The organism is Actinomadura sp. DC4 (assembly GCF_030406325.1).
GTDB lineage: Bacteria > Actinomycetota > Actinomycetes > Streptosporangiales > Streptosporangiaceae > Actinoallomurus.
This window is the reverse complement of sequence record NZ_JAUEQY010000013.1, coordinates 16,371-28,718: the sequence shown is the minus strand read 5'-3', so window position 1 is coordinate 28,718 and position 12,348 is coordinate 16,371. Positions and strand designations below refer to the sequence as shown.

The window sequence follows — 12,348 nt, the reverse complement described above, 5'->3', positions numbered from 1 at the left end:
TCACGCCCCGGACACGGCCGAACCCGCCCGGAGCCCGTACGGGCGGGCGGAATCGGGTCACGATCCCGCCGCGCCTTCCAAGACCACGGCGATCGCGCATTAGGCTCAGGTCTATGAGCGTGCGGCGGGTAATGGGAATCGAGACCGAATACGGAATTTCCGTGCCCGGTCAACCGGGGGCCAACGCGATGGTGACCTCCTCGCAGGTCGTGAACGCCTACCTCGCGGCGTCGGCGGCCAAGGCGCGGCGGGCACGGTGGGACTTCGAGGAGGAGAACCCCCTGCGGGACGCCCGAGGCTTCGACCTGGCGCGCGAGGTCGCCGACCCGACCCAGTTGACCGACGAGGACCTGGGGCTGGCCAACGTCATCCTCACCAACGGGGCGCGCCTCTACGTCGACCACGCGCACCCGGAGTACTCCACGCCGGAGTGCACCAACCCGCGCGACGCCGTGATCTGGGACAAGGCCGGAGAGCGCGTCATGGCCGACGCCGCGCGCCGGGCCGCCCAGGTGCCCGGCACCCAGCCCATCCAGCTGTACAAGAACAACACCGACAACAAGGGCGCCTCGTACGGCTGCCACGAGAACTACCTGATGAAGCGCGAGACCTCCTTCTCGGAGATCGTCCGCCACCTCACCCCGTTCTTCGTCACCCGCCAGGTCGTCTGCGGCGCCGGCCGCGTCGGCATCGGCGTCGACGGCCGCAGCGACGGCTTCCAGATCAGCCAGCGTGCCGACTTCTTCGAGGTCGAGGTCGGCCTGGAGACGACGCTGAAGCGCCCGATCATCAACACGCGCGACGAACCCCACGCCGACCCGGAAAAATATCGCAGGCTGCACGTCATCATCGGCGACGCCAACATGAGCGAGGTCTCGACCTTCCTCAAGCTCGGCACCACGGCCCTCGTGCTCGCCATGATCGAGGACGGCTTCCTCACCGTCGACCTGTCGGTCGACATGCCGGTCGCGACGCTGCGGGCGATCTCACACGACCCGTCCTGCAAGCACCTGCTGACCCTGCGCGACGGCCGTAAGATGACGGCCGTCCAACTGCAGATGGAATACCTCGAACAGTCCCGCAAGTACGTCGAGGACCGCTTCGGCGCCGACGTGGACGAGATGACCACTGAGATCCTGGACCGCTGGGAGTCGGTGCTGCACCGCCTGGGCGACGACCCGATGCAGCTGTCCAGCGAGCTCGACTGGGTGGCCAAGCTCGAACTCCTGGAGGGCTACCGCAGCCGGGACGGCCTCGACTGGTCCCACCCGCGCCTCCAGCTCGTCGACCTGCAGTACTCCGACGTCCGGCCGGACCGCGGCCTGTACAACCGCCTCGTGGCACGGGGCCGGATGAAGCGCGTCACGACCGACGCGCAGGTCGAGGCCGCCATCGAGGACCCGCCGGAGGACACCCGCGCCTACTTCCGCGGGCGCTGCCTGCGCCAGTACGCCGACGCGGTGGCCGCCGCGTCCTGGGACTCGGTGATCTTCGACGTCCCGGGCCGCGAGTCGCTGCAGCGCGTACCCACCCTGGAGCCCCTGAGGGGCACCAAGGCGCACGTGGGCGCCCTCCTGGACCGCTGCCGTACGGCCTCGGACCTCGTGACCGCCTTGACGGGGGAGTAGCCGCCGGTGCGGGCGCGTCCCGCGGGGCGGAACGGCGCCCAGGTCGATCAATGCACAGTCGTGACCGGTATGACCGTTTCGCAGCGATCCTGGCGGGCGATAACCCCGTCATGAGACCGAACGTCGGCCGGTGGGACACGGTGAGTGATCCACTGGTTGTCGGCGGGCGACGATAGAGTCGAGGTCTCTCGGCAGGAGTGGAGGCTCAGCATGGCGACGAGGGATACGGGCGGCCAGAAGCAGACGACCCGGCGCGAGGAAGAGGTCGACGAGACCCAGACCGCGCCGGCCGAAGAAGTCCAGGAGCGCAACGAGAAGCTCACGGACGATGTAGACGCAATTCTGGACGAAATCGACGAAGTCCTCGAAGAGAACGCAGAGGAGTTCGTGCGCAGTTACGTACAAAAGGGCGGCGAGTGATCCTGGTATGTCCGATTTAGTTCCGGATCACAAGCGGTGCAAGGATTGCGGGGAGCTGAAGCCCGCCGCCGAGTTCTGGCGCCGCAAACAGTCCCCTGACGGACTGTCGCTGTATGTCGCCACTCGGGTGTTCCCGATGGAATGAAGTACTGCGCGCGCTGCGCCGAGATCAAACCGATTGCGGACTTCGGCGGCAACAGGGCCGATCCCTCAGGGCGGGCCACTTACTGCAAGCCGTGCCACAACAAGGTCATGGCAGCGATCAAGGCAAAGAAGCACGGCAGCGTGCGCGGTTACCACTTCGAACGCCGTTACGGCATGACCGAGGCCGAGGTCGAGCGTGCCGTCGAGGAGCAGCGCGGTATCTGTCGCATCTGTCTGCACCGAGGCTCTCTGCACGTCGATCACGATCATGCCTCGGGCGACGTCCGAGGTCTGCTGTGCTTCCGTTGCAACGGAGGTCTGGGCCAGTTCAAGGACGATCCGCGGGTCATGCGGCGCGCGGTCGACTATCTCGAGGGCCGGCTGGTCGAGAAGGTCCGGCCGGAACCGCGGACGAGGGCTCCGCGAGGTGAACGCCGGAGCCGACGCCACTATCGCCTGGCGGAGCGCTATGGCATCGGTGAGCGGGACGTCGAGCGGATGATCGCGGGGCAGGACGGTCTCTGTCCGATCTGTCGTGATGCGGCGCCCTTCGCCGTCGATCATGATCATGTGACGGGCGGGGTGCGGGGGGTCCTCTGCGGGGACTGCAATACCGGGATGGGGCAGCTGCGCGACGACCCCTGGGTGCTTCGCAGGGCGATCGGATACCTCACCGGCGGCCTGTTCGGCCTCAGCCGGACCGGCGGTGGTGACTATGACGTCACCGTCGTACGCCCCAGGCGGGACGGCCCGGCCGTCGACCCGGGGTGGGACATCGGCCAGATCGGCGCGCACGACTACGCCGTACTGCACGCCCTCGCCCACGACGACTCCGGTCAGCCCGGGGAGAGCGACCTCGGCGTCGCGGACCCAGGCCCGGCCGAACTCCGCTTCCCCCCACTCGACCTGAGCACCCCGTCCTCGGACGACCCCGCGCCGGCAGAGCCGTTCGGCCCTGCGGAAGTGGACGTGTTCGCCTGACGGGGCCTTCGTGCGTTCAGCCGTCGACGGTGAGATCCCAGGTGAGGCCGTACGGAGCCAGGGCGTCGAGGAAGGCGGCCGGGTCGAAGGCCTGGGACGGGGCCAGTACGCCCGGCTTGGCGCCGTCGGCCGCCAGGCGGCTCGCGGCCTCCACGGCGACCCTCGCGGTCGTGCCGTACGTGTCGCGGCCCCGCACCACGCCGCGGGCCGAGCGGCCGTCCCGGGCCACGGCGTCGATCACGATGGTGAACTCCTGAGCCTCCCGGCTCTCCGCCGCCGGTCCCTCCGGCAGGCTCTCGATCGCCGCGGGGTCGATCGGGATGGCGAACCGGGCGGCCAGGGCGGCGTCGGCGACGCCCTCGACCCGCCGGACGTCCACGTGCCGGGGGACCGTGACGACCTCCTGTAGCGCGAACCGTACGACCGGCACCTCCGACGAGCCTCCCGGGAACCTCATCGTCGTACGCCGCGCCGCGGCCGTCGGGTGCCACGCGCCGTCCTCATAGCCCAGGCCTCCGCTCCACAGCGTCTCGGCCGTCTCCAGCAGGCTGCGCAGCGACCCCCGGGACAGCCGGCCGCTCCCCGCGATCAGGTGGGCGGTGACGATCTCCTCCAGCGGCCCGAGGCGGTCGGCGAGCAGGTGGGCGATCAGGTCGCCGGGGACGCCGCCGTCGGTCGCCGCCGGGACGACGGTGACGCCGGCGCGCCCGGCCTCGGCGCCGAACAGGTCGAACGTCTGCTTGATCTGTGCCTGCTCGCCGGAAGTGTCGGCGTAGTGACATCCCGCCGCGAGCGCGGCGCGCACCACGGCCGAGCCCGAGAGTGTGAAGGGGCCGGCGCAGTTGATCACGACCGTGCAGCCGCGGAACGCGGCGGCGAGCCGGTCCGCGTCGTCCAGGCCGGCGACGCGTACCTCGGCGTCCCCGGCGGCCGCGCGCAGCCGCTCACGGTCGCGCCCCACCGCCACGATCTGGAGACCTCGCCGGGCCAGCTCGGCGACGATCAGCTTTCCCTGGTGTCCACTGGCGCCATAGACGGCGATCCGCATGTCCATCTCCTCCGAAGAAACAAGGTGATCTCACCGTACGGAGCATCGCCAAGATGATTAATGCGCTGAAAGTGTCATGACATACGTGATCGTCTCGACCGCCGGTACGCTCGGTGGCGTGGACCTGCTCAGCGACGCCATCGCCGCCATGCGTACTGGCCGGCCGCACTCCGCCCGCACCCGACGGACCGGCCCCTGGGCCGTACGCCACCCGCCGTTCGCGGGAGCCGGCTTCCACGTCGTCCTGCAGGGCACCTGCCGCCTGAGACGCGGCGACGGCGACCCGATCGCACTCGGCGCCGGAGACGCGGTCCTCCTCCCGCACGGCGCCGGGCACGAGCTGGCCGGCGACCCGGGCGCCACACCGTCCGTCGACCCGCTGGCCGAACTCCCCGACGACCGGGAGCGGTCCGAAGACGGCGCGTCCGTCCTGCTCTGCGGCGCGTACCTGCTGGACCGTACGCGCCTGCATCCCCTGATGGCCGAGCTTCCCGAGGTCATCCACCTCCCGGCGCGCGTCGGCCGCCACCCCTCGCTGCGCGCCGCGATCGACCTGCTCGGCGCCGAGCTCGAACGGCGCCGCCCGGGGGCGGACACGGCCCTGTCCGCGCTGCTCGACGCGCTGCTGGTCTACATGGTGCGCGGCTGGCTCGACGAGCGCCCCGAGCGCCCCGGGCACGCCGCGGGCTGGGCCGCCGCGCTCCGCGACCCCGCGGTCGCGGCCGCGCTCGGCGGCATGCACGGCGACCCGGCGAGGCGGTGGACCGTCGCCGACCTGGGCGAACAGGCCGGGCTGTCCCGTGCCGCCTTCTCCCGGCGGTTCACCGCGCTGGTCGGCCGTACGCCGCTGGGCTATCTGACCTGGTGGCGGATGACCGTGGCCGCCGGGCTCCTGAGGGAGTCCGACGCCCCGCTGGGGGCGGTGGCGGTACGGGTCGGGTACACCTCGGAGTTCGCCTTCGCCAACGCGTTCAAGCGGGAGTACGGCGTGGCTCCGGGCCGTTACCGCAGGCAGGGTCACGCCGGGTGAGACCGAGGGGTATGTCGGTGTTCTCCCCGGCCGATTCACATCCGGCCGGTTCGGCCGGGTTCGCCGTGAGCGGACGAGGGGAGGGATCATGACGCATGCACGCGGTGGCGCCCTGACAGTAGGGTCTGGTTAGCGGGGGCGAATCGCGTCCCGCTGTCACTGGAAGGAGTCGTGTGACGTCGCAAGGTTCCACCCCGGGACGCCTGCCGGGCACGTTCGCGAGCCAGAGCCCCTCTTCGTTCACCGAGTTCCTGTCGGCGCACTCGCCGAACATGCTTCCGGGGAACCGGGAGCTGCCGGCCGGGACCGCCGCGGGCGAGCATTTCCCGCACGGCACCACGATCGTCACGGTGACGTTCCCGGGCGGTGTGGTGATGGGCGGCGACCGGCGGGCGACCGCCGGCAACATGATCGCTCAGCGTGACATCGAAAAGGTCTTCCGCGCCGACGAATACTCCGCCATCGCCATCGCGGGCACGGCGGGCATCGGCATCGAGGTCGTCCGCCTGTTCCAGGTCGAGCTCGAGCACTACGAGAAGATGGAGGGCCGTACGCTCTCGCTGGAGGGCAAGGCCAACCGTCTCGCGACGATGGTGCGCGGCAATCTCGGCATGGCGCTGCAGGGTCTCGTCGTGGTGCCGCTGTTCGCGGGCTATGACGAGGAGACCGACGCCGGGCGGATCTTCAGTTACGACGCGGCGGGCGGCCGCTACGAGGAGCACGAGTTCCACAGCATCGGCTCCGGTTCGGTCTTCGCCCGCGGCGCGCTGAAGAAGCTGTACCGCTCCGACCTGTCGGAGGAGGAGGCCGTGCTCGCATCGCTGCAGGCGCTGTACGACGCCGCCGACGACGACTCGGCCACCGGCGGCCCGGACATGACCCGGCGCATCTTCCCGGTGGTCTCCGTGGTCACCGCCGACGGTTTCCGCCGGCTGCCCGACGACCGGGTGGGCACGCTGGTGGACAGTGTGATGGAGTCGCGGATGCGGGCTCCCGGAGGCCCGACCGCCCCGTTGCGCTAACCCGACCGAATGACGAACGAGTAGTGAGGAACGCCACCGGTGTCCATGCCGTTCTACGTGTCGCCCGAACAGGCGATGAAGGACAAGGCCGACTACGCCCGCAAGGGCATCTCGCGGGGCCGCAGCGTGGTCGTGCTGCAGTACGCCGACGGCATCCTGTTCGTGGCCGACAACCCGTCGCGCGCCCTGCATAAGATCAGTGAGATCTACGACCGGATCGCGTTCGCCGCGGTCGGCAAGTACAACGAGTTCGAGAACCTCCGGCAGCAGGGCGTCCGCTACGCCGACGTCAACGGCTACATGTACGACCGCCGCGACGTCACGGCGCGCGGTCTGGCCAACGCCTACGCGACGGCGCTCGGCACGGTGTTCACCGAGATGAACAAGCCGTACGAGGTGGAGATCGTGGTGGCCGAGGTGGGCGTCGACGTCGCCTCGGACCAGATCTACCGGCTCACCTTCGACGGTTCGGTCGCCGACGAGCAGGGATACGTCGCGATGGGCGGTCAGGTCGACCAGGTGGCGGCGGCGCTGAAGGACCGGTTCGAGGAGGGGCTGCCGCTCGCGCGCGCCCTCGGCGTCGGTGTGCACGCCCTGGAGCAGCAGGACGCCGACCGGCACCTGGAGGCGGGGCAGCTCGAGGTCGCGGTGCTCGACCGCAACCGGGACCACCGCCTGTTCCGGCGCCTGCCGGCCGCGCGCATCGAGCAGCTGCTCGAGGAGGCCGCCGGCGAGGCTCCGGCCGCTCCGGCGTCCGAAGACGGCGAAACCGCAGAAGAAGGCACGTCCGAGGAGTAACGACCTCACCCGCAGCCCGTCGTGATCGTCCCTGGTCACGGCGGGCTTCGGCGTTTTCGATCTCTCAAACCAGGCCGGGCGGCCGGATGTGACCGGTACGCCCAGGCTTGATCTCTACCAACTGTGGTGCTCGGACACATAGCCTTGCGGTGTGGACAGGCGCATCTTCGGGTTGGAGAACGAGTACGGCGTTACGTGCACCTTCCGCGGGCAGCGGCGGTTGTCACCTGATGAGGTGGCCCGCTATCTGTTCCGCCGGGTGGTGTCGTGGGGCCGTAGCAGCAATGTGTTCCTGCGCAACGGGGCACGGCTGTACCTCGATGTCGGAAGTCATCCTGAGTACGCGACGCCCGAGTGCGACAGCGTCGACGAGCTCGTCGTGCACGACAAGGCGGGTGAGCGAATCCTCGAGGGCCTGCTGGTCGACGCCGAGCGGCGGCTGCGCGAGGAGGGCATCGCGGGGGACATCTATCTGTTCAAGAACAACACCGACTCGGCCGGCAACTCCTATGGCTGTCACGAGAACTACCTGGTCGGGCGGCACGGTGAGTTCGGCCGCCTGGCCGACGTGCTCATCCCGTTCCTTGTGACGCGTCAGATCATCTGCGGTGCGGGCAAGGTCCTGCAGACGCCCCGTGGCGCCGTGTACTGCGTGAGCCAGCGCGCGGAGCACATCTGGGAGGGCGTCTCGTCCGCGACGACGCGCTCCCGGCCGATCATCAACACGCGCGACGAGCCGCACGCGGACGCGGAGCGGTTCCGCCGTCTGCACGTGATCGTCGGCGACTCCAACATGAGCGAGACGACCATGCTGCTCAAGGTCGGCGCGACCGACCTGGTGCTGCGCATGGTCGAGGCGGGCGTCGTGATGCGCGACCTGACGCTGGAGAACCCCATCCGGGCGATCCGCGAGGTCAGTCACGACATGACCGGACGCCGCAAGGTGCGGCTGGCCAACGGCCGGGAGGCCAGCTCGCTGGAGATCCAGTCCGAATACCTCGACAAGGCGCGCGACTTCGTGGACCGGCGCGGCGCGGACCCGGTGGTCCTGCGGGTGCTGGACCTGTGGGAGCGGACCGTACGCGCGGTCGAGACCGGCAACCTCGACGACGTCGCCCGCGAGATCGACTGGGTGACGAAATACCAGCTGATCGAGCGGTACCGCCGGAAGTACGACCTGCCGCTGAGCTCGCCGCGGGTGGCGCAGCTCGATCTGGCCTATCACGACGTGCACCGGGGCCGTGGCCTGTACTACCTGCTGGAGCGGCGCGGCTCGGTCGACCGGGTGGCCCGCGATCTGGCGATCTTCGAGGCCAAGTCGGTGCCGCCGCAGACGACACGCGCGCGGTTGCGTGGGGAGTTCATCCGGCGGGCGCAGGAGAAACGCCGTGATTTCACGGTGGACTGGGTGCACCTGAAGCTCAATGACCAGGCGCAGCGCACCGTGCTGTGCAAGGACCCGTTCCGGTCGGTCGACGACCGGGTCGACAAGCTGATCGCGGGAATGTAACCGCCATCTCACGCTACCTTTAGGTGCCTGCTGACATGGTTGGTGCTTTCGAGCTGTCTCATGCCCGCGAAACGGTGGAGAAGATGTCTGAAGTGGAAGGCCGCGAGGATGCGGAGACCGAGGAGACGCAGGAGGATGCGCGGCCCAAGGTGAAGATGCCGCAGGCCAGGGACATCGGCCGCAGTGGCATCACTCCGCACGGGCTGGCCGCCACCAAGGGCCGCCCCGCGCCCCGCTCGGGCACCCGCAAGGCCGCCAAGCGCCGCAAGGTCATCTACTCGGCGGTCGCCGTCGTGGTGGTCGCGGCGGCGGTCACCGGGGGCGTGCTGTACGCCAACCGGCCCAAGCCGTCGGTGAAGTTCAAGGGCGCGTTCGGCAAGGCTCCGGCGGTGTCGGTGCCGAAGGCCAAGCCGGCCCCGAAGCAGCAGGTCAAGGAGCTCATCCACGGCACGGGCCCGAAGGTCGCGAGCACCGACTTCGTCGTGGCGCACCTGGTCGGCTACCAGTGGGGCGCCAAGGGCGGCAAGGAGCTGCTCAACACCTACAAGAAGGGCACGCCGGCCACGGGCACCGCGAGCCAGCTCACCGGCCTCCCGGCACTGGACAAGGCGATCGCGGGCCGTACGGAGGGCACGCGGCTGGAGCTGACGCTGCCCTACGCGAGCGTCGGCGACCAGGTCGCACAGGCGCTGCAGCTGCCCAAGACCGACGACTTCGTCCTGTCCGTGGACGTGATCAACACGTTCGGCAAGTCGGCGTCGGTGAAGGGCACGCAGCAGACGCTCGACAAGAGCCTGCCGCAGGTGACGCCGGGCGCGCCCGGCCAGGCTCCGACGGTCAAGATCCCGTCGGGCTCGGCGCCGAGCAAGCTGCAGGTCAAGACGCTGATCCAGGGCGCCGGCCCGGCCGTCGCCAAGGGCAAGACGCTGATCGGCCAGTACGACGGCGTGCTGTGGCGTACCGGCAAGGAGTTCGACTCCAGCTACAAGCACGGCGCGCCGGCCGGGTTCCCGATCGGCGTGGGCCAGGTGATCCCGGGCTGGGACAAGACCCTCGTGGGGCAGAAGGTCGGCAGCCGGGTGCTGCTTGTCGTCCCGCCGAAGGAGGGGTACGGCTCGAAGGGCTCTCCCCAGGCGGGCATCAAGGGCACCGACACGCTGGTGTTCGTTGTCGATATCCTCGGCGCGGTCTGATCGTTCTCGCTTGGAGGTCGGTGTATGCGGCGCGCCGCCCCGCTGGTCCTGCTCGTCCTGCTGACCGCCTGTAGCGGGGGAGGACTGCCGGACGGGCTGAAGATCGCCGGCGATGTCGGCCGGCAGCCGACGGTCACCATCCCCAAGTCCGGGCCGGGCGGCAAGCTCGAGGTCAAGACGCTGCACAAGGGCAAGGGCGACCAGGTCGTGAAGGGTGACCTGGTCGCCGCGAACTACGTCGGCTACCGCTGGAAGGCTGGCGATCACAAGCTGATCGCCAGTAGTTTCGACGCGGGGCGGCCGGCGATGTTCCCGTACGGGCAGCTCGTGCCGGGCCTGAACAAGGCGCTCGCGGGCCAGCGGCCGGGCGGCCGGGTCATGGCGGTCATCCCTCCCGGTGAGGGGTACGGCGCGAACGGCTACGCGCCGCTGCAGGTCGGCGGCACCGACTCGATGGTGTTCGTGGTGGACGTCCTCGGGCGTTACCCGAACGACGCGAGCGCCCGCGGCGCGGCGGTGGCGCAGTCCGGCGGTCTGCCGCGGGTGACGACGGGCGCGACGCCGGCGATGAAGATCCCCTCGGCGCGTCCGCCGGCCAAGCTGCAGGTGCGCACGATCGTGCAGGGCACGGGCAAGCCGGTGCAGGCGCGCCAGCTCGTCGTCTACCACGACCTGGGGCAGATCTGGCGTACCGGCAAGGTGTTCGAGTCCTCGCGCGGCCGGGGCCATCCGGACTCGGTGGTCGTGGGCGCCCGGCAGATGCTCGCGGGCTGGGACCGCGCGGTCGTGGGCAAGCCGGTCGGCAGCCGCGTCCTCGTCGTCGTGCCGCCGGGTCAGGGGTACGGAAAAAAGGGCCATGCCGCGTCCGGCATCAGGAGCACCGACACGCTGGCCTTCGTCATCGACATCCTCGCCGCGTACTGATCTCCGGGCGCCGTCCCTACAATCGGCGCGTGAGCGATGTCGAGGCCGTCACGGCCCTGGGCGATCCGGTACGCCGGCGGCTCTATGACTACGTGGTCGCGCAGGACCACGAGGTCGGCCGGGCCGAGGCCGCCGACGCCGCCGGGATCCAGCGCACGCTGGCCGCCTTCCACCTCGACCGGCTGGCCGGCGTCGGCCTGCTCGACGTGGTGTTCCGCCGGCCGGCGGGCAGGGCCGGCCCGGGCGCGGGCCGCCCGGCCAAGCTCTACCGCAGGTCCGCGGCCGAGCACGTGGTGAGCCTGCCGCCGCGCGACTACGGCACCGCGGCGTCGCTGCTCGCCGAGGTCGTGGACACGCTGGGCGCCGAGGCCGACCTGGAGGAGGTGGCCCGCCGGTACGGCCGGCGTGCCGGTGCCTCGGCCGGGGGCGGCGTCGAGGAGATGCTGGCGCGGCAGGGGTACGCGCCGTACCGCGAGGGCGGCGCGATCCGGATGCGCAACTGCCCGTTCCACACGCTGGCCCGCGACTTCCCGCCGCTGATGTGCGGCATGAACCTGGCACTGGTCGGCGGCCTCCTCGACGGCATGGGCGAGACCGGCCTGTCGGCGTGCCTGCGGCCGCGGCCGGGGGAGTGCTGTGTCGAGATCATCTCTAAAAACAATGAAGATTGACAATAGAGAGTGCGCGGTGGTCTGCTGTCGTCCATGACGGATCACCACCTCGCCCAGCTCAACGTGGGACGCCTGCTGCACCCCCTCCACGCCCCGGGGTCGGCCGGTTTCGTGGCCGGCCTCGAGCCGGTCAACGCCCTGGCGGACACGGCGCCGGGCTTCGTGTGGCGCCTGACCGACGAGGACGGCAAGGACGCCACCTCCATCCATCCGAACGGCGACGACATGATCGTCAACCTGTCGGTGTGGGAGTCGCGCGAGGCCCTGTGGAACTTCGCCTACCGCTCGGACCACCTGGAGTTCGTACGCCGCCGGCGCGAGTGGTTCGTCCGCACGGCCGAGCCGATCGCGGTGCTGTGGTGGGTGGAGGCCGGGCACGTCCCATCGGTCGAGGAGGCCTTGGGCCGCCTCGACCTCCTGCGCGAGGAGGGCCCGGGCCCGGAGGCCTTCACCTTCCGCGAACCGTACGACCCGGCCGGCCTCGCTGGTGCGGTGACCACGAACGCCGGGAGATGATCAACATGGCTTCGGCGTCCGGGACGCCGGTGCCGGCGATCGCCCGGCTGGTCGCCGCGGACGAGGACACCGTCCGGGACGTGATCCATGCGTTCAACGGATTAGCGCTGGCCTGCCTGGACCCTGAGTAGGCGGGGAGGCCCCCGCCTGATCAGTACCGATGACGTCGAGTTCATCGCCACGACGGCCACCACGCGCCCGGCCATGATCCGTCCCTGCCACGGATCCGCCTGGGCGCCGCGGTCCCGGCCGGACCGGCTACCCGCCACCTACCGCCGCACCCACGGCATCCGCTACTTCCGCGGCTGTTACTCCCCGGCCGATGACCAGCCATGGGGGCTGACCCGGACCCGTGAAGGCGGCGACCATCGAACTTTGCCTGACCCCGACCTGCGCCTCCTGGGCCAACCCCGTCGCAGCCCGATTCGGACCCCTGCGCACCTTCGTGACCGGCAACTCCGAA

General features: G+C 70.2%; 12 protein-coding genes and 2 pseudogenes. 13 read left to right on the top strand and 1 reads right to left on the bottom strand.

Annotated elements, in window-relative coordinates; all coding sequences use genetic code 11:
- The first annotated feature begins 113 nt into the window (after window positions 1-113).
- From dop to QWU11_RS21730, 4 genes and pseudogenes are all read left to right on the top strand, one after another.
- Entirely contained in the window at window positions 114-1,628 is a 1,515-nt protein-coding gene (dop, locus tag QWU11_RS21745; RefSeq protein WP_354670877.1) for a depupylase/deamidase Dop, read from the top strand.
- A gap of 210 nt (window positions 1,629-1,838) precedes the next feature.
- Window positions 1,839-2,048, top strand: a complete 210-nt coding sequence (locus tag QWU11_RS21740; protein ID WP_290116351.1) for a ubiquitin-like protein Pup — start codon at window positions 1,839-1,841, stop codon at window positions 2,046-2,048.
- A gap of 141 nt (window positions 2,049-2,189) precedes the next feature.
- Window positions 2,190-2,807, top strand: a pseudogene (locus QWU11_RS47370) (endonuclease domain-containing protein); the annotation flags it as partial.
- Window positions 2,808-2,810: 3 nt separating this feature from the next.
- A complete protein-coding gene (locus tag QWU11_RS21730) occupies window positions 2,811-3,173 on the top strand; it encodes a hypothetical protein (RefSeq protein ID WP_290116001.1) in 363 nt (120 codons plus the stop codon).
- Between the two features lie 16 nt (window positions 3,174-3,189).
- Here QWU11_RS21730 and QWU11_RS21725 read toward each other — a convergent pair whose 3' ends face one another.
- Window positions 3,190-4,221 (bottom strand): saccharopine dehydrogenase NADP-binding domain-containing protein, encoded by a 1,032-nt coding sequence (locus QWU11_RS21725; RefSeq protein WP_290116000.1) that lies wholly within the window; start codon window positions 4,219-4,221, stop codon window positions 3,190-3,192.
- A gap of 76 nt (window positions 4,222-4,297) precedes the next feature.
- Here QWU11_RS21725 and QWU11_RS21720 point away from each other — a divergent pair, with 76 nt between their 5' ends.
- From QWU11_RS21720 to QWU11_RS47365, 9 genes and pseudogenes are all read left to right on the top strand, one after another.
- Window positions 4,298-5,251 carry an AraC family transcriptional regulator gene (locus tag QWU11_RS21720; protein ID WP_290115999.1) on the top strand — a complete coding sequence of 318 codons (954 nt, stop codon included), beginning with the start codon at window positions 4,298-4,300 and terminating at the stop codon, window positions 5,249-5,251.
- 173 nt (window positions 5,252-5,424) lie between these two features.
- Entirely contained in the window at window positions 5,425-6,273 is an 849-nt protein-coding gene (prcB, locus tag QWU11_RS21715; RefSeq protein WP_290115998.1) for a proteasome subunit beta, read from the top strand.
- Between the two features lie 45 nt (window positions 6,274-6,318).
- The gene (gene prcA, locus QWU11_RS21710; RefSeq protein WP_290116350.1) at window positions 6,319-7,071 is read left to right on the top strand and encodes a proteasome subunit alpha; all 753 of its coding nucleotides are present in this window, start codon (window positions 6,319-6,321) and stop codon (window positions 7,069-7,071) included.
- A 151-nt stretch (window positions 7,072-7,222) separates the two neighbouring features.
- Window positions 7,223-8,581 (top strand): Pup--protein ligase, encoded by a 1,359-nt coding sequence (gene pafA / locus QWU11_RS21705; protein ID WP_290115997.1) that lies wholly within the window; start codon window positions 7,223-7,225, stop codon window positions 8,579-8,581.
- A gap of 83 nt (window positions 8,582-8,664) precedes the next feature.
- Window positions 8,665-9,774: an FKBP-type peptidyl-prolyl cis-trans isomerase gene (locus QWU11_RS21700; RefSeq protein ID WP_290115996.1), complete on the top strand. Its 1,110-nt coding sequence runs from the start codon at window positions 8,665-8,667 to the stop codon at window positions 9,772-9,774.
- A gap of 24 nt (window positions 9,775-9,798) precedes the next feature.
- The gene (locus QWU11_RS21695; RefSeq protein WP_290115995.1) at window positions 9,799-10,698 is read left to right on the top strand and encodes an FKBP-type peptidyl-prolyl cis-trans isomerase; all 900 of its coding nucleotides are present in this window, start codon (window positions 9,799-9,801) and stop codon (window positions 10,696-10,698) included.
- 29 nt (window positions 10,699-10,727) lie between these two features.
- A complete protein-coding gene (locus QWU11_RS21690) occupies window positions 10,728-11,369 on the top strand; it encodes a transcriptional regulator (protein ID WP_290115994.1) in 642 nt (213 codons plus the stop codon).
- Between the two features lie 33 nt (window positions 11,370-11,402).
- The gene (locus QWU11_RS21685; RefSeq protein WP_290115993.1) at window positions 11,403-11,885 is read left to right on the top strand and encodes a DUF3291 domain-containing protein; all 483 of its coding nucleotides are present in this window, start codon (window positions 11,403-11,405) and stop codon (window positions 11,883-11,885) included.
- Window positions 11,882-12,330: pseudogene (locus tag QWU11_RS47365) on the top strand (hypothetical protein); the annotation flags it as partial. The gene QWU11_RS21685 and the pseudogene QWU11_RS47365, both read left to right, overlap by 4 nt.
- Between the last annotated feature and the right edge of the window lie 18 nt (window positions 12,331-12,348).